Raw genomic sequence first — 18,821 nt, 5'->3', positions numbered from 1 at the left:
GGGCAGGGCAGGGCCTTCTATGCCGTCGGCGGCACCTGGCGAAACCTGGCCCGGCTGCACATGGAGATGACCAACTATCCGCTCGGCGTCATGCATCACTACGAGATCAGCGCCGACAGTGCCCAGAACTTCCTCAAGCAGGTGACGAAAGCCGAGATCGAGAAGGTCAAGGGCATCGAGGGCGTGTCCAAGAACCGCCGCTCGCTGCTGCCCTATGGCGCCGTCGTGCTGCAGGAGATCATGGCGGCGATGCAACCCTCGAAGATCGTCGTCTCGGCGCTCGGCGTGCGCGAGGGGTTTCTCTATTCGCTGCTGGACGAGGCCGAGAAGAAAGCCGATCCGCTGATCTCGGCGGCCGAGGAACTTGCCCGGCTGCGCTCGCGCTCGGTCACCCACGCGCATGAGCTGGTCGAATGGACCGGCAAGGCCTTCGCCGCCTTCGGCATCGACGAAACCGAGGACGAGGCGCGCTATCGCCAGGCGGCCTGCCTGCTGGCCGATATCGGCTGGCGCGCTCACCCCGAATATCGCGGCAAGCAGTCGCTCAACATCATTGCCCACGCCTCCTTCATCGGCGTCGACCATCCTGGCCGCGCCTTCCTGGCGCTGGTCGGCCTGTTCCGCCACGAGGGCGTGTTCAACGAAGCGGTCCCGGAAATCCGCGGGCTGGCGACGGCGCGCTATCTCGAGCGCGCCCGCTCCCTGGCGGCGATGCTGCGTGTCGTCTACCTGCTGACGGCGGCGATGCCGGGCGTCATGCCCAGGCTGAAATGGGAACCCCGCCCCAATGGCGGGCTGGCGCTGGTGTTGCCGGCCGCGCTCGCCGACCTCTACGGCGAGCGGCCGGCCGGGCGCCTGGCGCAACTGGCAAGGGTCACCGGACGCCGGCTGGTGCTGGCGGTCGAAGGCGGCCCCAGCGTTTCGGTGAAATAGGCCGTCAGATAGAATCAGGTGGCGTCAGCGCCGATCCCGAAGCTCCTTCCGTCGATCGCCCAGGCGCCGGCGCCGGCCATCGCCAGCGCCAGGAAGCCGCCAGCAATCGCAATGTCCTTCATCAGCATCTGCTGGTGCAGGAAGGCAAGCGTCGCGTCGTCGGCGCCCTGGCCGTAATGACCGATGAAGCCGGCGGCGATGCAGAAGGCGGCGAGCAGCAGCGCCGCGATCCGCGTCTGGAAGCCGACCAGGATCAAAAGCCCGGCGATCAGTTCGAACAGGCCGGTTCCCCAGGCGGCGAGCATCGGCAGCGGCAGGCCGAGACCTGCGAAATAGTCTGTCGTGCCGGAAATGTTGGCCAGCGCCTGGAAACCGGAGGGCACGAACAAAGCGGCGAGCAACAGCCTGGACAAGAGAAGCAGCGCGTTGCGGGGCATGGAGACCTCCGTCGTCGTCGGCCGACTATCCCGACTTCCCGATCCTAGCAGGAATCGGTAATCCGGGCGCCTGGATCGACAACGAAAAAGCGGCGCGGAAAATTCCGCGCCGCTTCTGTCATGTATCCGGTAGGTGGTTCAGCCGCGCTTGGCGTCGACCGAATAGGCGCCGGCGCCCGAGGAAGCCAGCGCAATGAAGCCGCCGGCAATCGCCAGATTCTTCAAGAAGCTGATCATCTGCATCTGGTCGGCCCAATTCATATGGGCGACCAGCCCGGTGGCGACCGTGAAGACCGCCAGCACCCAGGCGACGATCCGGGTCTGGAAACCAACGAGGATGGCGAGGCCGCCGAGCAATTCGATGAGGCCGACGACAATGGCGGTTACGGTCGGCAGCGGCAGGCCGAGGCTGCCGAAATAGCCGGCGGTGCCGGCGATCGCGGTCAGCTTGCCGAAACCGGACAGGAGGAAGATTGCCGCAAGCAGAGCGCGGCCAAGCAGGATCGAGGTAGAGGCGTTGGAAGCAGCGCCGGAACCGGCGGCGGAAGTGTTGATGGACATGGTGACTCTCCAGGGGCTTGGGATGATGCCCCTCCAGATAGAGCAGCCCAACTGTTCACCAAAGATGTCGATCTGGCGACAGATCGTTCACAAGGTTACATCGGTGATACTAACTTACCCCGGATGCGTCATGTCCTCAGGCCGCACCAGCCGGTCATAGTCGGCCTCGCTGACCAGCCCGGTGGCCAGGGCTTCCTCGCGGAGCGTGGTGCCCTTCTTGTGCGCGGTCTTGGCGATCTTGGCGGCATTGTCGTAGCCGATGGTGGGCGCGAGCGCCGTCACCAGCATCAGCGAGCGGTCAAGCGCTGCCTTGATGTTGTCCTCACGTGCCTCGATGCCGACCACACAATTGTCGGTGAAGGAGACCGAGGCATCGGCGAGCAGCTGCACCGACTGCAGGAAATTGTAGGCCATCAGCGGATTGTAGACGTTGAGTTCGAAATGGCCCTGGCTGCCGGCGAAGGTGAGTGCGGCATTATTGCCGAACACCTGGACGCAGACCTGCGTCAGCGCCTCGCACTGGGTCGGGTTGACCTTGCCCGGCATGATCGAGGAGCCCGGCTCGTTTTCCGGTAACGACAGTTCGCCGAGGCCGGAACGCGGACCGGAGCCGAGGAATCGGATGTCGTTGGCGATCTTGAACAGCGCCGCGGCCGCCGCGTTGATGGCGCCGTGCGAGAACACCATGGAATCGTGGGCGGCGAGTGCCTCGAACTTGTTCGGCGCGGTGACGAAGCCGATGTCGGTGATGGCGGCGATGCGCTCCGCCACCTTCTCAGCGAAGCCGACCGGGGCGTTGAGGCCGGTGCCGACGGCGGTGCCGCCTTGCGCCAGTTCCTGCAGGCCGGGCAGCGTCATCTCGATGCGCTTGATCGACGAGGCGACCTGCGCCGCATAGCCCGAGAATTCCTGGCCCAGCGTCAGCGGCGTCGCGTCCTGCGTGTGCGTGCGGCCGATCTTGATGATGTGGGAGAACGCCTTGGTCTTGGCCTCGAGCGCTGCATGCAGGTGTTTCAGCGCCGGCAGCAGATCGTGGACGATGCGCTCGGCGCAGGCGATATGCATGGCCGTCGGATAGGTGTCGTTCGACGACTGGCTCATATTGACGTGGTCGTTCGGATGCACCGGCTTCTTCGAGCCCATAGTGCCGCCCAGAAGTTCGATCGCCCGGTTGGAGATCACCTCATTGGCGTTCATGTTGGACTGCGTGCCCGAGCCGGTCTGCCACACCACCAGCGGGAAGTGGTCGTTGAGCTTGCCGTCGATAACCTCTTGCGCCGCTTCGATGATCGCCTTGCCGATCGCCGGGTCGAGCCGCTTCAAATCCATGTTGGCTTCGGCCGCCGCCCGCTTGACGATGCCCAAGGCGCGGACGATCGAAGCCGGCTGCTTTTCCCAGCCTATCTTGAAATTGCCGAGCGAACGTTGCGCCTGCGCGCCCCAGTAACGGTCAGCGGCGACCTCGATGGGACCGAACGTATCGGTTTCGGTTCTGGTCTTCTCAGCGCTCACTGGAGGTCTCCGGTTCTCGAAATTCGGCAACGGCGTATCGCGTTGCACAAATCGCTTCAAGCGGAGATTGCGGGCGGTGGCGATGCAAATCGGTTGAAGGCGTGGGCGCTATCTTCCTTCTCCCCTTGTGGGAGAAGGTGGCCTCGCGAAGCGAGGTCGGATGAGGGGTGCTCCAGCTTGGCGTCGACAGCGATCCGTCCAACACCCCTCAACCGTCTCGGCGCTGCGCGCCGATCCACCTTCTCCCACAGGGGGAGAAGGTAAAGAATGCCTCTCACCCCAATGGCGGACCGACAATATCGATGCCGTTCTTCGCGCAGATCCGCGTCAGGGCCTCGATCATCTCTGGCGTAGGCTCCGATGCCGGCGGCAGGTCCGGCCGTTCGGCGGGACGGCTGGCCTGGCGCAGCATCGTTTCGAAATCGGAGCCGCGCGTGATGGTGAGGGTACGTGCACCTTCCGGGGATTCGACCCTGAACGTGTGCGGCAGGCCTTTCGGCGCGATCACGGTCTCGCCGGCGACGGCAATCCGCTCGCGGCCGTCGACGACGAAGCGCAGCCTTCCTTCCAGGATGTGAAACACCTCATCCTCATGCCGATGCACATGCAGCGGCGGGGACTCGCCGTAAGGCTTGAGATGCTCGACGACGCAGAGTCCGTCCTCGCCCTCGGCGGACGAAATCTGGATGGCGACGAGCGTGTTGTTGAACCAGAAGAGTTCCTTGCCTGCGATGGTCCGGTTGATCATTGTCATGACAGCTTCCCCTTGTGCTGGCGGTGCCGACGGAGCGGCGTCGGCAGCGACCTAACCAAGGATGGGCAGGCGACGGAAATCGAATGATCGTGTGGGGCGAATTGATGGGATGAATTTGAACGCGCTCGATCTCAACCTCGTCAGGGTGCTGGACGCGCTTTTGCGCGAGAGAAGCGTGACGCGCGCCGGTGAGCAGATCGGCCTCAGCCAGCCTGCCGTCAGCGCGGCGCTCAACCGCCTGCGCCATGCCCTCAACGACCAACTTTTCGTGCGGCGCGGCAACGAGATGGTGCCGACGCCGCGCGCCGAAAGCCTGGCGGAGCCGGTTCGCGTGGCGCTGCGCGAGATCGAACGCGTCTTCCAGCCGGCGAAAGACTTCGATCCGGCCGGGCTGGAGCGAACCTTCACCTTCATGGGCGCGGATTTCTTCTCCATGCTTTTGATGCCGCCGCTGGCGGCGCGCATCGCGGCCGTGGCGCCCGGCGTGTCGTTCCGCTTTCTGGACAGCGCAAGCGGTGATGTCTCCAGGCTGCTCCAGGAGGATCAGATCGACGTGGCTCTGGAACGCCCGCTGGAGGTTTCCGACTGGGTCTCCAGTACGCCTCTCTTCGGCTCGCCCTTCGCCATCATCGCCGCGAAGGACAATGCCGCGATCAGGCAGGCGGGGATCGCCGAGGGCGAGCGCCTGCCGATCGACCTCTTCTGCCAACTGCCGCACGCCATCCGCTCCATCGATGGCTCGATGTCGGGATTTACCGACGAGGCGCTGGACAAGATCGGACGGACACGCCGCGTCAGTCTGGCGCTGCCGCACTTCCAAGCTGTCGCGCTGGCGGTAGCCCACGGGCTCTACCTGGCCGCGATTCCAAGGCAGTTCGCGGTGGTGGCGGCGAAGTCGCTGCCGATCGCCGTCTATGAAGCGCCGTTTCCCATTCCTTCACCTGCGGTGAGAATGTACTGGCACGCCCGTCACGATGATGAGGAGCCTCACCGCTGGATCCGCAGCCGGATTCTGGAAACCGTCGAGGCTCTTGGATTCCGTGACTTCGAGGGTGCCGAAAGCACAGGTTCGCAGGGCTAAAGCAATTCCAGCAAAAGTGTGTGGCGGCTTTCCGTCCGGAATTGCGCAAGAACAAATACTCACCCCGCCGTATAGCCGCCGTCGATCGCGAAAATCCCGCCGCTGGTCCACGCCGCCTCGTCGCTGGCCAGATACACGGCGATGCCGGCGAGATCGCTGGTCTGGCCGATGCGGCCGAGCGGATAGCTGCGCTCGACATAGGCTTTCAGTTCTGCCTGCGCTTCCGCCGGCAGGTTGACGATCGATTTGCGTCGCATGGCGGTATCGACCGTGCCAGGCGCGATCGCATTGACGCGGATGCCGCGCGGGCCGAGCTCGAAGGCCAGCGACTTTGTCAATGAGTTGAGAGCGCCTTTGGACAGCGAGTACAGGCTCGACGGTCGCTTCGGGATCATCTTGCTGGCGAAGTAGGACGAGATGTTGATGACGGAGGCGGCAGCAGTGAGATGCGGCAATAGCCGCTGTGTCAGGAAGAACGCCGCCGTCACATTGAGTGCGAAGGATTGCTGGAATTGCTCTTCTGTAACGCTATCGAAGGGCACCAGGAAGGCGACGCCAGCATTGTTGACGAGGACGTCGAGCGGCCGCCCCTGTTTCACATGCGCGGCCACCGCATCGATGCCGGCTGAGGTCGAAAGGTCGGCCGACAGGGTTTCGACCGTCGAGCCGTCCTTGCTTGAGGCAATCAGCGTCTGGCGCGCCGCCTCAAGCTTGCCGGCGTCGCGGCCGACGATCAGAACATCGGCGCCCTCGCGTGCGAATGCCTCAGAGATCGCCAGGCCGATCCCGTCCGAACCGCCGGTGACCAGCGCCCGTTTGCCGTGAAGTCTCATGGGATGCTCCTGCTTGTGCCATTGGCAAAGAGCATGCCGAACGGCTTGGGCGGTCAACCCAAGAGCCTATCCCGCAGTATGAACTTTATCCGGCCGAGGCCAGCCCGACGGCCGCGGGCCGTCGCATGGCGAGCCGCCCCGCAACATATTCTTTCACCTGACGGATCGCCTGTTCGCGCGAGACGCTGCCCGGCTGCAGGCCGAGCCGCAGCCACAGCCCGTCGATCAGCGCGGTGACGCCAAGCGCGATATCGTCGGCCTCTACGGACGATGCAAGACCGCGCAGACCGGACAACAGGTTCGAGCGCATGCGTGCATGTATGACCTTCTGAATGCGGGCGAGCTTGTCGTCGCGCGGCACCTCCGCGCAGAGCGAAAGCCAGGCGTGGCAGAGAGGTGGCAGGAACAGATGCTCCTCGAAATTGCCTTCGATAACCGCATCTAGGCGCTCCATCGGCGTCCGTGCCCGCCGAAGCCGCGCGATCACTGCGTGGCATAGGACTGCGTTCGCCTCGCGCATCGCGTGCTCGAACAACTCCTGCTTGTTGCGGAAATAATGCAGCACGATGCCTTTCGAGGCACCGGCTTGGGCCGCCACCTTTTCCAGCGTCGCGCCGGCTATGCCTTCACGTTCCAGCACCGCGAACGCCGCCTGCCGCAATTCCCTGCGCCTGATATCGCTGATGCGGCTGAGCTTCACCGGAGAATCCACCTGTTCGCGATTACAGATTGACATCCTTATCCGTTGAGATCAAGAATTGACCCATGGGGCAATTATTAGTCCGAACGGACAAAAGGAGACGTCGCATGCATCGCACTCTGGCAACCGGGGTCTGCCTGGCCGCACTGGCGCTGGCTTCTCATGCGGCTCGAGCGGCCGAGGCCGAGCAGTGCAGAGCGGTCCGCATGGCCGAACCTGGATGGAACGATCTGGCCTTCACCACTGGTGTCGCCAATGTTCTTTTCGGTGCGCTCGGCTATCAGCCGCAGAGCTCGGTGCTGGGCATCAACGTCATCTACGAAGGGATGAAGAACAACGATCTCGACCTGTTCCTGGGTTACTGGAACCCGGCCATGGTCACCTACTACGAACCCTACAAGAAGGACGGTTCGGTCGAGGACGTGCGCGTCAATCTGGAAGGGGCCAAATACACCTTCGCCGTCCCGACCTATGTCTGGGACGCCGGCGTCAAGGATTTTGCCGACCTGCACAAGTTCGCCGACAAGTTCGGAAAGAAGATGTATGGCATCGAGCCCGGCTCGAACCAGCTGATGATGGACGCCATCGCCGATCCGTCGCTCGGCCTCGATGGCTGGCAGGTCGTCGAGTCGAGCGAAGCCGGCATGCTGTCCGAGGTCGGCTACGAGATAAAGGAAAAGCAGTTCATCGTCTTCCAGGGCTGGGCCCCGCATCCGATGAACACCATGTACGACTTCAAGTACCTGACCGGCGGCGACAAGTTCTACGGCCCAAACCTTGGCGCGGCGACGGTCACCACGCAGGTGCGCAAGGGCTATCTCGAACAGTGCCCGAATGCCGCGCAGCTGCTGAGGAATCTCGCCTTCGACGTCGACTTCGAGAATGTCGGCATGGGCTATCTGATCAATGACGGCATGAAGCCCGAAGAGGCCGGACTGAAGGCGATCACCCTGAACAAGGGCCGTCTCGACGCCTGGCTCGCCGGCGTCACCACTTTCGACGGCAAGCCCGGCCTGGCTGCCGTGAAGGAAAAGCTCGGCCTGTGAGCTTCGTCGAATTCGAGGTCGAGCAGCAAGCCTGGGCAGGCCGCAAGCGAATGGCCGATGTCGATGGCCTCTCTGTGGCCTATGTCGAATTCCCCGGTGCCGAGCCGGCCTTGCTGCTGATCCATGGCTTCACCGACACCAGCCGCAGCTTTTCGCTGCTGGCGCCGCACCTTGCCGGACGCCGGCTGATCATTCCGGACTTGCGTGGCCACGGCGCTTCGCAGGCCGGATTGCGAGCCTTCCGGCCTGCCAGCTTCGCCGACGACATTGCCGGGCTGATCGGGCAGTTGCGGCTCGATCGGCCGGTCCTCGTCGGCCATTCGCTTGGTGCCATGGTGGCTATCGCGCTGGCCGCGCGGCATAGGAAGCTCATCGGCGGGCTGGTGGTCCTGGCCGGCACGTTGAAGCCCGATTTCGCGCCGGATCATCCGTTGGTCGCCGGCGTTCAGGCTCTGCGCGATCCGATCTCGCCGGCCGATCCTTTCTATGACTGGTGGCATGCCTGCCGGCCTGGTGTGCCCCAACCCTTTCTCGCCGGCATGGCGAAAGACGCCTCGACAATGCCGGTGGCGAGCTGGCGCGCGATCCTCGAAGAAATTCGTCGCACGAATCTGACAGACGCGGCGCGAGCTGTACAGGTGCGAACGCTGATCATCGCCGGTGCAGTCGACCCGCTGTTTGGCGAAGCGCATCAGCAAGCGCTGCGGCACTGTCTTCCGGGTTCCGACTTCATCCGCATCGAAGGCTGCGGCCATAATCCGCACTGGGAGGATCCGGCGCTTGTTGCCGCGGCCGTCACCGACAAGTTCAGGGCAGGGCTAGCTCAACAGCGATTGCGAGGTCGGTGAAAGCCGCAGGGTCTGCGTCGGTCTGGCGCGATTCGGTCCCGTTGCCCGGTGGAAGGTCCGCCACATCGGTGAAGCGGCCAGTGTCGCTTCATGATTTGCGTGCGCGTCGGCGCTGTCGAATCCCAAGGCGCTGATGAACACGTTTTCGCCTGATCGCACAGGCAAGCGCGGAAAGCTGTTTTCGGCGTGCTCGGTGACGAAGGTGCCGAGCAACCTTGCGCCGAGCGTCTCGATCAGCGGAACGGCCCGGGCCTCGAAGTTTTCGGCAAAGCCGGCCTCGGTGCCAGGCTGCAAATGATGTATCTTGATTGCAACAATGGCCTTCAAGCGGCTGTCATCGCTCGGTTTTTCCTGCTCAGACCCATCAGCTCTTCGCAAACCCGACAGGTCGAAGCCGGCGCCCGGCCATGCCGGTTTCAGCAGCAGCACGTCGTCGGAATCGATCATCGTGGCGTTGGCGGTTTCGCGGTGTACGGCCCATACCGGCCCGTCATAAAAGGTCGTCAGAGCTTGTTTCCGCGCATCCATGCCGTCAAAGCCGCGCATCCAGACGAACATGTCGGGCCGGTCGAGGTCGCGGAACTGGCCGATGATGGTCATGCCGGCCGCTTCCTGGCCCTCGATCAGACGGCTGTCGAAGACATCGATCAGCGTGTCGCGCCGGCCGGGTCTTAGCGTGTACTGCCGCAATTCGACCACGGGCGAGGCGAGCAGGCCGGCTGTCGCGGGGGCTTTCAGGGGCAGCTTCATCGCGCACGCTCCAAAACAGGATGATCGTCCTGTTTACAAAACAGACCGGTTGTCCTGTTTTGTCAATCTGCTATCGTTTGAAAATGTCAGCAGAGATTTCCGCTCGCCCAAGATCGCGGGCTCAAAAACGCACCAACGACCCCGAAGGCATGCGCAACAGGGTGCTCGATGTCGCGGAAGCGTCGTTTCAGGAGCGCGGTTATCACGCTTCCAGCATCGGCGACCTGATGGCAGCGGCCGGCGTCACCGGCGGCGCGCTGCATCACCATTTCCCGACCAAGAAGGCGCTGGCCCTGGCGGTGATCGAGGAGCGGGTGGCTGCCGCCGTCGAAGAAACCTGGATCGTGCCGGTGCAGGCGGCGGGCTCGGCCCGCGAGGGCATACGCGCCGTGTTCGAGACGGTGGTGGCGAAACTCGAGCAGCAAGGTTTCGTGCGCGGCTGTCAACTCAACAACCTGGCGCACGAATTGTCGCTCGCCGATCCGGATTTCCGCGTTGCCCTTGCCAGCATCTTTGCCGCCTGGCGCGAGGCGATCGCCGGCAAGGTCAGGACCGATCAGCAAACGGGCGAGGAACAGGGTACCGATCCGGATCGCTTCGCTGCCTTGGCGGTCGCCGCCTATTCCGGCGCCATGTCGATGGCCAAGACGGCGCAGGATGCCGGCCCACTGCGCGATTGCCTGGAGGCGTTGCAGAGGGCTGCGCCGTCACAGAGCGGACAGGCGGCGAGGCGACGTCGCAGGGTGCTGCTACGGCCGGGAAAGCCCTAGAACTGGAGGGGCAGAAGGGCGCCGCTCTATTTCGCCAGCGGTTTGATCGTCTCGTAAGCGTTCACCGATTCCGCGCTGGTGCCCTCGTCGTAGCGCCGGGCGAGAGCTGCCTGCAGATCTGGCGCATAGAGCGCAGTGAACGCATCCAGCGTCTCGCCGGCCCCATTCTTGAAGGTCTCTTTGACCGCCAGTACCTTGTATTTGCAGTCGCCCAGGCTGAACGTCTCCTTGCCCTTGACGACCAAAGTCAGCGTCTTGGTGTTCTTTGGCTGCTTGTTCGGCGCTAGCTCGACGAATTCGATCGTGCTCTTTGCCCCGGTCTTCAGCGGAAACAGTTTTCGCAGATCGGAAAACGGGATCATCGCCACCCGACCGGTATCACTGTCGCGAAACACCTCGATCAGGCCGTTGAATAGGAACTGCGTCTGCGGCGATTCGGATTCGTATTTGTTGGCGACGGCAACCATGCCGCCGGCCGTCGGGCGAAACTCGCTGCGGATGCCGGGCTTTTCCAGCACGAAGCCATCCCTGGCGGATTTCGCGTCGACGCAGTCGGCAGCATGGGCAACGCCCGCCGGCAGCAACGCCGCCAGCATCATCATCATGATCGGTGCAGCTTTCATGGCGTCCTCCTATGCCCGTGCAAGTTGAAGGGCCAAGACATGCCAGACCTGCGGCGCCATGTCGATGGATGGGCGCTGCACTGGACGGCCGGGCGCCGGCTGTGCTGAATTTCGGCGCATGATGAATCGCCTCCCGCCCCGCCTACCGTCCCGGCGCGATTTTTTGGCCCAGGCGCTGGGGGTTGCTGCCGCCAGTGCCTTTGTGCGTCCGGCGCTCGGCCAGACCGGGCAGCGCATCCAGCCCATCGACGCCACCTTCCTCTTCATCGCCGACGTCCATGCCTGTCGCATGGCGAGCGGCCTCAGCCCCAACTGCCAGCAGGAAGGCAAGACCGACGCCGCCTTGCTGCGCAACGTTGCAGCGCTGAACGGCCTCAGTGACAAGGACTGGCCGGCCGAGATCGACGGCGTCGCCACCGGCCTGCGCTCGGCTGGCAGCCGCATCGGCACGCCGCTCGGCCTCGTCGTCGGCGGCGACATCACCGACGACGGCGGCGGCCAGATCACCCAGCCCAGCGAAGGCACGCAGCTGCTGCAGTTCAGCCAGCGCTACCAGCAAGGGATCGGCCCCGACCGCGTCCACATGCCCGTCTATATCGGGCTCGGCAATCACGACCTCGACCAGAACGGGCCGCCGCATCATGTCGACTGGTACCGCCGCGAGATGCGCGACTATGTCGAAGTCAATCACCGCCCCGGCGTCTTCTTCAAGCCGCCGGTGCCGGCCACCGAATACGATGTCGACACCGACTGCTATTCCTGGGACTGGGGCGGCCTGCATCTTATCCAGACGCATCGTTTCGCCGGCGATACGGGCCACGGCGCCATCTCCAGCCTGCCATGGCTGAAGCAGGATCTGGCCACCTATGCCGGCGACGGCCGCCCGGTCATCCTGTTCCAGCATTACGGCTGGGATACTTTTTCGACCGAGAAATGGGATCCGACCAAGCGGACTTACGACAATGAGGGCGCCGGCGCGCCGCATTGGTGGAGCGAGAGTGACCGCCAGGCGCTGCTTTCGGCGCTGAAGGGCTACAATGTCATCGCCATTTTTCACGGCCATCAGCACGAGGTGCCGATGATCTACCAGCGCGACGGTCTCGACCTCATCAAGCCGAAGGCCGCCTATATGGGCGGCTTCGCGCTGGTGCGAGTGACCGATGACGGCATGGATGTCGTGCTGGGCGAGGCGACCGGCGACCATGGCGAGGTGATGTTCACCAACGCCTTCTCGAAGAGCCTGAGCTTCTGAGGCGTGCTGGCGGGACGGCGGCAGTTGTCGTATTTTCGGGATCGGCCCGGCTTCTCCCGGGCTAAGCAGGCAGGGTTGGCTGCGCAGGCAAGTCGGGAGAAACCATGGCTGAATTCACCCTCTTCATAGGCAACAAATGCTTTTCGTCCTGGTCGCTCCGGCCCTGGGTGGCGATGCGGCATCTGGAGATACCGTTCGAGGAGGGCTTCGTGCGCCTGCGCACGCCGGAAACCGCCGCCAACCTGGCCAAGGTGTCGCCGACTGGCATGGTACCGGTCCTGAATCACAAGCCGTTGAAGGGCGGGAGCAGGATCGTCTGGGAAACCCTTGCCATCCTTGAATATCTCGCCGACCTGTTTCCGGAGAAAAAACTCTGGCCCGATGACATCGGCACCCGCGCGCTGGCCCGCTCGGTGGCGACCGAGATGCATTCCGGCTTTCGTGAGGTCCGCTATGGCTGGCCGATGAATTTGCGCCGGCCCAAGGCGTATAAACCGCTCGACGCCGATGGCGAGGCACAGCGGGCGCGCATCGAAGCGATCTGGCGGCAATGCCGTGCCGAGTACGGCAAGGGCGGCCGTTCCTGTTCGGCCATTTCACCGCGGCCGATGCCATGTATGCGCCGATCGTCACCCGCTTCGACACTTATGGCGGTGAGCTGGCGCCGGATACACGCGCCTATGTCGACGCCGTGCTTTCAACGCCGGCGATGCGGCACTGGTACGCGGAAGCCGCCAAGGAGACATGGCCGGAACCTGGCCCGCACGAACAGGACTGACCAGCAAAGCGTAGCCGCAGCAGGGGGCGCCTGACCCCATCCCGCTGCGGCGTTGTTGACGAGCAATCGCGATCGGCATAAATACGTAACCAAATGGATACGCATTATGCCGCAGGCTGATCCCGATCGTTCCGTTTTTCGCGCCATCGCCGATCCGACGCGCCGCGCCATCCTAGATCGTTTGCGGCGGGGCCCGGCGCCGGTCAACGAACTCGCCTCGGCCTTTTCGCAGAGCCGGCCGGCGATCTCCAAGCACCTCAGGATCCTGCGCGAATTGCGCGTCGTCTCCGAGCAGAAGCATGGCCGCGAGCGGCTCTACCGGCTGGAACCGGCGGAGCTGAAGGACGTCGCCGACTGGATCCTGCCCTATCGCGATTTCTGGCAGGCAAGCCTCGGCAATCTGAAATCCTATCTGGAGAACGAATGATGGCCAGCAGCGACGGACCGCGTGCGGTCGCCGACGTCTCGGTGGGCACCATCCTTGCCACAGTGACGATCGCCGTGCCGCCGGAACGGGTGTTTCGGGCGCTGACCGCCGAGGACCAGATCCCGCTCTGGTGGGGCTCGGACGCGCTCTACCGGACGACCAGGCACACCGCCGATGTCAGGCCGGGCGGCGCCTGGTATTCGCAAGGCAAGGGCGCCGACGGCCATGAATTCCACGTCCAGGGCGAGTATCTCGAAGTCGAGCCGCCGCATCGTCTGGTGATGACCTGGAAGGCGCCGTGGGACGGCGACAATGTCACGACCGTCACCTACACGCTCGAAGCGGTCGAGACTGGAACGCGGCTGACGCTGCGCCACGAAGGCTTTGGCGCACGTCAGGACGCATGCCGCGATCATGGCTCCGGCTGGGAGCGAGTGCTCGGCTGGCTGAATGCATTCCTTGCCGCCGAAGCTGGCATCAAGTCGCCAAGCATATTCCACTGTCGGATGATCCCGCCGCGCCCGGATTTCGCCTTTACCTTGACCGAGGAGGAGAGGGCGCTGATGGACCGGCATGCCGACTATCTGCGCGGCAAGCTGGCCGAGGGCACCATGATGCTGGCTGGTCCGGTTGCCGACCCGGCCGGGCCCTGGGGCCTCGCCATCCTGCGCGTCGGCACCGAGGCCGAGGCAAGGGCGTTGACCGATGCCGACCCGGTGGTGCGTTCGGGGCAGGGCTTTCGCTACGAAATCCTGCCGCTGATGTCAGCGATCATGTGACGTCCCCAAATACAAGAACGCCCCTCGCGCCTTTTATCGCGCGGGAGGCGTCCTTTTTTTGCCAGCCTTTCCAAGATTGCTCTCATGAACTGCTGACCATATCCAAATGCGCGGATGCCAGGATGGTTCCGCCCGTTGCGATTTTTTTTTCGATCTGGCGCTTGGCGGATTTTTTTTGCATCCCGGACGCAACGGGAAGGGGCTTCGTCGTGCCTTGCCCGGCAGCCATGCGGCGTTTCGGCTGTCGTCGCCAAAACAAGAAATTTGACATGGCGGCAAAAGAAGTCTACTAGAAGTTTGTCGATATTTGTTTGCCCGACTTTTGTTATCCGCGCGCAATGCGCGCCTTTGACGAACTTCCTCCCATCAAAAATCGAGACAAACGCTGTTGTGCATTCGCACGACGGTGAACGAATATTTGCCATGGAAAGGGTTCGTTATGAGCACTGGCACAGTAAAATGGTTCAACGCCACCAAGGGCTTTGGCTTTATTCAGCCTGACGACGGTTCGGCCGACGTTTTCGTCCATGTTTCGGCCGTCGAGCGTGCCGGAATGCGCACCATCGTCGAAGGCCAGAAGCTTGGCTACGAGATGGTCCGCGACAACAAGTCGGGCAAGATGTCCGCCGATCAGCTTCAGGCTGCCTAAAACGGAATTCAGCCTTCCCGGTGACCACGGATGTACTGGCATCGGTAGATGGCGAAGGAAGGTCAGGCGAATGCCTGGCCTTTTTCGTTTCTGGCTGTGAATTGTGCGCCGCAGGTCCCTTGGTATGTGCTAAGCACCTCGCGCCAACGTGGATCCCCAGAACCAGGAAGAAGAAGATGTCCCTCACTTCAAAGACATCAGGCGATCAGGCCGAGTCGCTTTTCAGCAAGACCCGGACGCAGTCGATGTCGCTCAATCGCATCATCTCCGAACGGGATGCCGTCAGCGATGCCCGGGAAGCCAAGACCGCGCGGCTGCGCGAACTGCGCCTGGAAAAAGAGGCCGACGACAGAGCGGCTGCTCTCGCTCAGGCCAGCATGCTGAAGCGCGCGGGCAAACGCTGATGGCCACCAAGCGCGTGCCGCCAACGCCGATCGCCGGCGACGCGACCATTGCCGACATGGTCGAACTTCTCGACAAGCCGGTCGAATTTGTCCGGCGCGTGCTGGAGAAGCTGGAGCGTTGCAAGCGCGCCCATGGCGATGCGCAGGTGCGCGTCGGTGTGCGCGGCCGCGCCGAAGCCCCGAACTATCTGATCGAATATGTGCGCGAGGACACCAAGACGCGCGAGCGGGTGACCCATCAGGATGCCGCCTATAGCGGCAGTACGCATCGCGAACTGGCGCCGCATCACATCGAGGACGCCAGGAACTGGTCGCCCGAGGAAATGAACATCACGGCGGTGTCGGCGCTGATCGGCCGCCTTCGCAATCCGCGCGCGCCGTCATCGCGTTTCTCTGACGAGGACTGACATGGCCATAAAATTTTCCGCCAAGGATCAGCCGGCAGCGCCGGCCGCCACCGCCAAGCCGGCCAAGCCGGCTGCCGCGCCGAAGGCTGACGAACCGGTCGCAACCGATCTGTTCAAGTCGCCAGCGGATGCGGCCCGGAAGACGACCAAGAAGAAATAGCGCCTTGCCGCGAAATGCCGACCGCGATCCTGTCGCGCCGGGCCTGCTTGCCCTGGCGGCAGCCGCAGACTTTTCGCCGCTAGAGCAAGGGGCCGGTGCGGCCCTGTTCGACTGCCAGGCCTGCGGCGCCTGCTGCTCCTATTCAGCCGAATGGCCGCGCTTTTCCACCGAGGACGATGCGCAGCTCGACCGCATTCCGCAGAAATTCGTCTCGACCGATCTGTCCGGCATGCGTTGCGACGGCGTACGCTGTTCGGCTCTGTCCGGCGAGGTCGGCAAACATACCGCTTGCGGCATCTATGACGTCCGCCCCGACGTCTGCCGCGCCTGCATGCCCGGCGGCGACGACTGCCTGATGGCGCGCAAGGCGCACGGGCTGCCGCTGTAGGGCTGTCGGTTCCTCGCCCCACGCGGATATGGCGGGGCAATGGCTGCGGTTCTACATGGCAGGCCTTGCCTGGAATGCAAGTCCTTGCCATATAGCGCTCGGGAATGGTGTCTCCCTGATAACCGCGCTGATGCTGATGACGCCTGCTGACGAACGCCCTTCGGGCGCGCAGGAGGCTGTCATGGGATTTTTCGTCGTGTTCATCGGATCAGGTATCGGTGGCGCTCTCCGCTACGGCGTCGGGCTTCTGTCCCTGCGACTGCTCGGTGCCAACTTTCCCTTCGGAACGCTTTCCATCAACATCGTCGGATCGGCCTTGATGGGCCTTGTCGTTAGCCTGTTCGCATTGCTCGAGATCGGCGGGGACGACGTCAGGTTGTTCCTGACGACAGGTATCATCGGCGGCTTTACGACCTTCTCGACCTTCTCGCTCGACGCCGTGACGCTGTGGGAACGCGGCCAGCATCTGGCAGCCATCGGATACATAGTCGCCAGTGTGACACTGTCGTTGACGGCTTTGGCGGCAGTTCTCCTGCTTATGCGCCGCTGATCGATTTTCGACGCGCTTGCGAACCGCGACAGCGTGAGCGCATCGGCGTGAGCCCACAGCTTGTGTAGAGCGCCCTTGCCCGGTACCTTGCCGCCGGGCCGGGTGCCGGAGGAGCAAGTCGTGAGCATCGAATTCCTGTTGACGTCGCTGATCGTCGTGGCCTCGCCCGGCACCGGCGTTCTCTACACGCTAAGCGCCGGCCTGTCGCGCGGGGCGCGTGCCTCGATCATCGCCGCCTTCGGCTGCACACTGGGCATCATCCCGCATATGGCGGCCGCCATCACCGGTCTTGCCGCGCTGCTGCACACCAGCGCCATCGCCTTCGAGACGCTAAAGTATCTCGGCGTCGCCTATCTGCTCTATATGGCCTGGAACACGCTGAAGGAGAGGGGCGGCCTGAGCGTCGACCAGGACGTCGCACCGCGCTCGGCCGGCAAGGTCATCACCTCCGGCATCCTGATCAACATCCTCAACCCGAAACTGTCGATCTTCTTCTTCGCCTTCCTGCCGCAATTCGTCAGCACCACCGAACCGCACGCGCTGTCGAAGATGCTGGAACTGTCGAGCGTCTTCATGCTGCTCACCTTCGTCGTGTTCGTCGGCTACGGAATCTTCGCCGCCTCGATCCGTAGCCACGTCGTGTCGCGGCCGAGGGTGCTGACCTGGATGCGTCGCACCTTCGCCGGCGCCTTCGTCATGCTCGGCGCCAAGCTGGCGCTGGCGGACCGGTAGGCGTCTGTTCGCGGGCTTTGTCGCCTGCATACAAGATGGCAATGAGAAGGCGAGCCAAGGCCCGCCTTCATCTGCTGTTCAGCCGGTAAGGTTGCTAGTTTGCGCCGCCGAGCGCCTGCAATTTCTCGCAGAACGGGGCATACGGCTTGCTCATTGCCGCATCCTGGCATTCCTTCATCATCATGGCCTGGTCGTCCTTGGACATCGCTGCCCAAGCAGCCTTCATCTCGTCATCGGACTTCATCGTCTTCATGCCCGAATCGGTGAAGAACGGTTCCATCATCTTGGGCGAGTCGAGTGCCCCGGCAAATACCGTGCCGCTGAGGACGGTCAATACGAGTGCTCCAAAGCAGGCGGTTCTGATGTTCATGACATTAGTCCTCCCTATGCTCTTTCTCGATCGTCGGATGGCGGTCGGGGGTGCCCAATTTCTAGCACAAGTTGACCTATGTTAGGAGTGTCTTATATGGGGGTGGTCGATCTATCCTTTGACGTAGCCCATCGCCTCGACGATCAGCCCGTCCTCGACGCGCATCAAATTGACGCCGCGCAGCGAATTGCCGTCGGCCATGAAATAGCGCCAGCGGATCGTTGCCCGATTGCCGGCGACGAAAGTCTCCTCGATCTCGAAGCGCGTGCCCGGCTGCGTGGCGATCGTCGACCACAGTCCGACGCATGCCGCCTTGCCGGCATGGCGCGCGCCGTCCGGCGCCGGCACCGTGTTTTCGATCACCCAATCCTCGGCCACCAGTTCGGCAAGTGCCGACGGGTCATGCCGTTGGAACACGTCGTTGAAGCGCCGCATGATCTCGGCCGTCTGGCGGGACAGATCATTCGCGGCGATGTCCATGACAGGCTCGTATGTCATCGTCATTCTCCTGATTTCATTGATGCTCGACGGCGTCGACGAGCACGGCCTTGAGGGTGATGTCGGCCACGCCGGCAAGCGCGCGCGAGACCAGGCATGTCGTCTTGGCAGACTGCGCTAGCCGCTCGAATTCCTCCGGCGCAAGTTCCGCGACCTCCGCCTGCGTTTCGAGCTCGATGCGGGTGATCGTCGGCCCGGCCGCGGTCGCGCCGAGATGCACTTTCGCCGTGGTCCGGATATTCCGGGGGATATGACCCTCCCGGCCGAGAATGGCGCTCAGCGCCATCGAGAAGCAGCCGGCATGGGCCGCTGCGATCAGTTCTTCCGGATTGGTGCCCGGACCATTTTCGAAACGCGACGGGAAGGAGTAGGCGCCCTCGAAGACGCCGCTGCCCAGCCGAAGCCGGCCCGAACCTTCCTTCAGCGCACCTTGCCACTCGGCCGAAGCTTCACGAATTGTCATTGGTTCCTCCATGAGTTCGATTGAAAAATGCACATATGTAGACCGATCTACATATTATGTAGACCGATTGTCATATTAGTAACAAGGCCTATAATGGCTCTCTCCTGACAGAGGCT

General features: G+C 63.3%; 27 protein-coding genes, 1 pseudogene and 1 riboswitch. Of the genes and pseudogenes, 16 read left to right on the top strand and 12 right to left on the bottom strand.

All coding sequences use genetic code 11. The annotated features are described in order from the left end of the window. Nucleotides 1-933 (top strand): Ppx/GppA phosphatase family protein (locus tag AC04SI_RS29725; RefSeq protein WP_488475417.1); only part of this gene is annotated, 933 nt, incomplete at its 5' end. Between the two features lie 14 nt (nt 934-947). Here AC04SI_RS29725 and AC04SI_RS29720 read toward each other — a convergent pair. The 4 genes from AC04SI_RS29720 to AC04SI_RS29705 form a co-directional block, all read right to left on the bottom strand. Then, nucleotides 948-1,370: a DoxX family protein gene (locus tag AC04SI_RS29720; protein WP_488475416.1), complete on the bottom strand. Its 423-nt coding sequence runs from the start codon at nt 1,368-1,370 to the stop codon at nt 948-950. Nucleotides 1,371-1,508: 138 nt separating this feature from the next. Further along, nucleotides 1,509-1,931 carry a DoxX family protein gene (locus AC04SI_RS29715; protein ID WP_404283187.1) on the bottom strand — a complete coding sequence of 141 codons (423 nt, stop codon included), beginning with the start codon at nt 1,929-1,931 and terminating at the stop codon, nt 1,509-1,511. A gap of 114 nt (nt 1,932-2,045) precedes the next feature. Next, nucleotides 2,046-3,443, bottom strand: a complete 1,398-nt coding sequence (gene fumC, locus AC04SI_RS29710) for a class II fumarate hydratase (RefSeq protein WP_404283185.1) — start codon at nt 3,441-3,443, stop codon at nt 2,046-2,048. A 274-nt stretch (nt 3,444-3,717) separates the two neighbouring features. Continuing rightward, complete coding sequence (locus AC04SI_RS29705; RefSeq protein ID WP_404283184.1) at nt 3,718-4,197, bottom strand: cupin domain-containing protein; 480 nt, start codon at nt 4,195-4,197, stop codon at nt 3,718-3,720. Nucleotides 4,198-4,306: 109 nt separating this feature from the next. On the opposite strand from AC04SI_RS29705, the gene AC04SI_RS29700 reads away from it, so the two are divergent. Then, nucleotides 4,307-5,278, top strand: a complete 972-nt coding sequence (locus AC04SI_RS29700; protein WP_404283182.1) for a LysR family transcriptional regulator — start codon at nt 4,307-4,309, stop codon at nt 5,276-5,278. A gap of 59 nt (nt 5,279-5,337) precedes the next feature. Here AC04SI_RS29700 and AC04SI_RS29695 read toward each other — a convergent pair whose 3' ends face one another. Together AC04SI_RS29695 and betI are read right to left on the bottom strand one after the other, a co-directional pair. Beyond that, nucleotides 5,338-6,111 (bottom strand): SDR family NAD(P)-dependent oxidoreductase, encoded by a 774-nt coding sequence (locus tag AC04SI_RS29695; protein WP_404283181.1) that lies wholly within the window; start codon nt 6,109-6,111, stop codon nt 5,338-5,340. 85 nt (nt 6,112-6,196) lie between these two features. Continuing rightward, nucleotides 6,197-6,847 carry a choline-binding transcriptional repressor BetI gene (gene betI, locus AC04SI_RS29690; RefSeq protein WP_120015947.1) on the bottom strand — a complete coding sequence of 217 codons (651 nt, stop codon included), beginning with the start codon at nt 6,845-6,847 and terminating at the stop codon, nt 6,197-6,199. Between the two features lie 71 nt (nt 6,848-6,918). Here betI and choX point away from each other — a divergent pair, with 71 nt between their 5' ends. Together choX and AC04SI_RS29680 are read left to right on the top strand one after the other, a co-directional pair. After that, complete coding sequence (gene choX / locus AC04SI_RS29685) at nt 6,919-7,857, top strand: choline ABC transporter substrate-binding protein (protein WP_404283179.1); 939 nt, start codon at nt 6,919-6,921, stop codon at nt 7,855-7,857. Next, a complete protein-coding gene (locus AC04SI_RS29680) occupies nt 7,854-8,705 on the top strand; it encodes an alpha/beta fold hydrolase (protein WP_404283177.1) in 852 nt (283 codons plus the stop codon). Before choX ends, AC04SI_RS29680 begins: the two co-directional genes overlap by 4 nt. Here AC04SI_RS29680 and AC04SI_RS29675 read toward each other — a convergent pair. Beyond that, nucleotides 8,676-9,455, bottom strand: coding sequence for an NIPSNAP family protein (locus AC04SI_RS29675; protein WP_404283176.1), 780 nt, complete (start codon nt 9,453-9,455; stop codon nt 8,676-8,678). The two genes, AC04SI_RS29680 and AC04SI_RS29675, sit on opposite strands and share 30 nt — an antisense overlap. A gap of 149 nt (nt 9,456-9,604) precedes the next feature. Between AC04SI_RS29675 and AC04SI_RS29670 the strand changes: the two genes are divergently transcribed. Beyond that, entirely contained in the window at nt 9,605-10,225 is a 621-nt protein-coding gene (locus AC04SI_RS29670; RefSeq protein WP_404283174.1) for a TetR/AcrR family transcriptional regulator, read from the top strand. A 26-nt stretch (nt 10,226-10,251) separates the two neighbouring features. Here the strand turns inward: AC04SI_RS29670 and AC04SI_RS29665 are convergent, their stop codons facing one another. Further along, nucleotides 10,252-10,848, bottom strand: a complete 597-nt coding sequence (locus tag AC04SI_RS29665; RefSeq protein WP_404283172.1) for a hypothetical protein — start codon at nt 10,846-10,848, stop codon at nt 10,252-10,254. 118 nt (nt 10,849-10,966) lie between these two features. Between AC04SI_RS29665 and AC04SI_RS29660 the strand changes: the two genes are divergently transcribed. The 4 genes and pseudogenes from AC04SI_RS29660 (at nt 10,967) to AC04SI_RS29645 (ending at nt 14,084) form a co-directional block, all read left to right on the top strand. Beyond that, nucleotides 10,967-12,100, top strand: coding sequence for a metallophosphoesterase (locus tag AC04SI_RS29660; protein ID WP_404283171.1), 1,134 nt, complete (start codon nt 10,967-10,969; stop codon nt 12,098-12,100). A 104-nt stretch (nt 12,101-12,204) separates the two neighbouring features. After that, nucleotides 12,205-12,878 (top strand): annotated as a pseudogene (locus AC04SI_RS29655) (glutathione S-transferase family protein). Between the two features lie 106 nt (nt 12,879-12,984). Next, nucleotides 12,985-13,305 (top strand): ArsR/SmtB family transcription factor, encoded by a 321-nt coding sequence (locus AC04SI_RS29650; protein WP_404283167.1) that lies wholly within the window; start codon nt 12,985-12,987, stop codon nt 13,303-13,305. Next, nucleotides 13,302-14,084: an SRPBCC domain-containing protein gene (locus tag AC04SI_RS29645; protein ID WP_488475415.1), complete on the top strand. Its 783-nt coding sequence runs from the start codon at nt 13,302-13,304 to the stop codon at nt 14,082-14,084. The genes AC04SI_RS29650 and AC04SI_RS29645 overlap by 4 nt, the downstream gene beginning before the upstream one ends. Nucleotides 14,085-14,166: 82 nt before the next feature. Here AC04SI_RS29645 and AC04SI_RS29640 read toward each other — a convergent pair whose 3' ends face one another. Beyond that, nucleotides 14,167-14,313: a hypothetical protein gene (locus tag AC04SI_RS29640; protein ID WP_488475414.1), complete on the bottom strand. Its 147-nt coding sequence runs from the start codon at nt 14,311-14,313 to the stop codon at nt 14,167-14,169. A 210-nt stretch (nt 14,314-14,523) separates the two neighbouring features. On the opposite strand from AC04SI_RS29640, the gene AC04SI_RS29635 reads away from it, so the two are divergent. The 7 genes from AC04SI_RS29635 to AC04SI_RS29605 all read left to right on the top strand — a co-directional run bounded on the left by AC04SI_RS29635 (nt 14,524) and on the right by AC04SI_RS29605 (nt 17,374). After that, on the top strand, nt 14,524-14,733 hold the full coding sequence (locus tag AC04SI_RS29635) for a cold-shock protein (RefSeq protein ID WP_192180114.1): 210 nt from the start codon (nt 14,524-14,526) through the stop codon (nt 14,731-14,733). 176 nt (nt 14,734-14,909) lie between these two features. Further along, nucleotides 14,910-15,137 carry a hypothetical protein gene (locus tag AC04SI_RS29630; protein ID WP_404283249.1) on the top strand — a complete coding sequence of 76 codons (228 nt, stop codon included), beginning with the start codon at nt 14,910-14,912 and terminating at the stop codon, nt 15,135-15,137. Beyond that, nucleotides 15,137-15,544, top strand: a complete 408-nt coding sequence (locus AC04SI_RS29625) for a hypothetical protein (protein WP_006203034.1) — start codon at nt 15,137-15,139, stop codon at nt 15,542-15,544. The genes AC04SI_RS29630 and AC04SI_RS29625 overlap by 1 nt, the downstream gene beginning before the upstream one ends. 1 nt (nt 15,545) lies before the next feature. Then, complete coding sequence (locus AC04SI_RS29620; protein WP_404283163.1) at nt 15,546-15,704, top strand: hypothetical protein; 159 nt, start codon at nt 15,546-15,548, stop codon at nt 15,702-15,704. A gap of 4 nt (nt 15,705-15,708) precedes the next feature. Beyond that, on the top strand, nt 15,709-16,092 hold the full coding sequence (locus tag AC04SI_RS29615; RefSeq protein ID WP_404283162.1) for a YkgJ family cysteine cluster protein: 384 nt from the start codon (nt 15,709-15,711) through the stop codon (nt 16,090-16,092). Nucleotides 16,093-16,183: 91 nt separating this feature from the next. Next, a riboswitch (Fluoride riboswitch) is annotated at nt 16,184-16,245 on the top strand. 28 nt (nt 16,246-16,273) lie between these two features. After that, entirely contained in the window at nt 16,274-16,642 is a 369-nt protein-coding gene (gene crcB, locus AC04SI_RS29610) for a fluoride efflux transporter CrcB (protein ID WP_404283161.1), read from the top strand. A 120-nt stretch (nt 16,643-16,762) separates the two neighbouring features. After that, nucleotides 16,763-17,374 carry a LysE family translocator gene (locus tag AC04SI_RS29605; protein WP_404283160.1) on the top strand — a complete coding sequence of 204 codons (612 nt, stop codon included), beginning with the start codon at nt 16,763-16,765 and terminating at the stop codon, nt 17,372-17,374. Between the two features lie 94 nt (nt 17,375-17,468). On the opposite strand, the gene AC04SI_RS29600 is transcribed toward AC04SI_RS29605, so the two are convergent. From AC04SI_RS29600 to AC04SI_RS29590, 3 genes are all read right to left on the bottom strand, one after another. Next, entirely contained in the window at nt 17,469-17,744 is a 276-nt protein-coding gene (locus AC04SI_RS29600; RefSeq protein WP_404283159.1) for a hypothetical protein, read from the bottom strand. Nucleotides 17,745-17,855: 111 nt separating this feature from the next. Then, the gene (locus AC04SI_RS29595; protein ID WP_488475413.1) at nt 17,856-18,242 is read right to left on the bottom strand and encodes a nuclear transport factor 2 family protein; all 387 of its coding nucleotides are present in this window, start codon (nt 18,240-18,242) and stop codon (nt 17,856-17,858) included. A 16-nt stretch (nt 18,243-18,258) separates the two neighbouring features. Further along, nucleotides 18,259-18,705, bottom strand: a complete 447-nt coding sequence (locus tag AC04SI_RS29590) for an OsmC family protein (protein WP_404283155.1) — start codon at nt 18,703-18,705, stop codon at nt 18,259-18,261. Between the last annotated feature and the right edge of the window lie 116 nt (nt 18,706-18,821).

This window comes from Mesorhizobium sp. CNPSo 4689, from assembly GCF_057784325.1.
This window is presented reverse-complemented; position numbering and strand designations above follow the sequence as displayed.

Excerpts from the sequence above, each read along its gene's own strand:
- AC04SI_RS29720 (WP_488475416.1), bottom strand. The coding sequence starts at position 1,370 with ATGCCCCGCAACGCGCTGCTTCTCTTGTCCAGGCTGTTGCTCGCCGCT.
- AC04SI_RS29675 (WP_404283176.1), bottom strand. The coding sequence starts at position 9,455 with ATGAAGCTGCCCCTGAAAGCCCCCGCGACAGCCGGCCTGCTCGCCTCG.
- AC04SI_RS29660 (WP_404283171.1), top strand. The coding sequence starts at position 10,967 with ATGATGAATCGCCTCCCGCCCCGCCTACCGTCCCGGCGCGATTTTTTG.
- AC04SI_RS29640 (WP_488475414.1), bottom strand. The coding sequence starts at position 14,313 with ATGGCTGCCGGGCAAGGCACGACGAAGCCCCTTCCCGTTGCGTCCGGG.
- AC04SI_RS29715 (WP_404283187.1), bottom strand. The coding sequence starts at position 1,931 with ATGTCCATCAACACTTCCGCCGCCGGTTCCGGCGCTGCTTCCAACGCC.
- AC04SI_RS29665 (WP_404283172.1), bottom strand. The coding sequence starts at position 10,848 with ATGAAAGCTGCACCGATCATGATGATGATGCTGGCGGCGTTGCTGCCG.
- AC04SI_RS29595 (WP_488475413.1), bottom strand. The coding sequence starts at position 18,242 with ATGACATACGAGCCTGTCATGGACATCGCCGCGAATGATCTGTCCCGC.
- crcB (WP_404283161.1), top strand. The coding sequence starts at position 16,274 with ATGGGATTTTTCGTCGTGTTCATCGGATCAGGTATCGGTGGCGCTCTC.
- AC04SI_RS29630 (WP_404283249.1), top strand. The coding sequence starts at position 14,910 with ATGTCCCTCACTTCAAAGACATCAGGCGATCAGGCCGAGTCGCTTTTC.
- AC04SI_RS29600 (WP_404283159.1), bottom strand. The coding sequence starts at position 17,744 with ATGAACATCAGAACCGCCTGCTTTGGAGCACTCGTATTGACCGTCCTC.
- choX (WP_404283179.1), top strand. The coding sequence starts at position 6,919 with ATGCATCGCACTCTGGCAACCGGGGTCTGCCTGGCCGCACTGGCGCTG.
- AC04SI_RS29625 (WP_006203034.1), top strand. The coding sequence starts at position 15,137 with ATGGCCACCAAGCGCGTGCCGCCAACGCCGATCGCCGGCGACGCGACC.
- AC04SI_RS29705 (WP_404283184.1), bottom strand. The coding sequence starts at position 4,197 with ATGACAATGATCAACCGGACCATCGCAGGCAAGGAACTCTTCTGGTTC.
- AC04SI_RS29590 (WP_404283155.1), bottom strand. The coding sequence starts at position 18,705 with ATGACAATTCGTGAAGCTTCGGCCGAGTGGCAAGGTGCGCTGAAGGAA.
- AC04SI_RS29700 (WP_404283182.1), top strand. The coding sequence starts at position 4,307 with ATGAATTTGAACGCGCTCGATCTCAACCTCGTCAGGGTGCTGGACGCG.
- betI (WP_120015947.1), bottom strand. The coding sequence starts at position 6,847 with ATGTCAATCTGTAATCGCGAACAGGTGGATTCTCCGGTGAAGCTCAGC.
- AC04SI_RS29695 (WP_404283181.1), bottom strand. The coding sequence starts at position 6,111 with ATGAGACTTCACGGCAAACGGGCGCTGGTCACCGGCGGTTCGGACGGG.
- AC04SI_RS29645 (WP_488475415.1), top strand. The coding sequence starts at position 13,302 with ATGATGGCCAGCAGCGACGGACCGCGTGCGGTCGCCGACGTCTCGGTG.
- AC04SI_RS29650 (WP_404283167.1), top strand. The coding sequence starts at position 12,985 with ATGCCGCAGGCTGATCCCGATCGTTCCGTTTTTCGCGCCATCGCCGAT.
- AC04SI_RS29620 (WP_404283163.1), top strand. The coding sequence starts at position 15,546 with ATGGCCATAAAATTTTCCGCCAAGGATCAGCCGGCAGCGCCGGCCGCC.
- AC04SI_RS29670 (WP_404283174.1), top strand. The coding sequence starts at position 9,605 with ATGCGCAACAGGGTGCTCGATGTCGCGGAAGCGTCGTTTCAGGAGCGC.
- AC04SI_RS29635 (WP_192180114.1), top strand. The coding sequence starts at position 14,524 with ATGAGCACTGGCACAGTAAAATGGTTCAACGCCACCAAGGGCTTTGGC.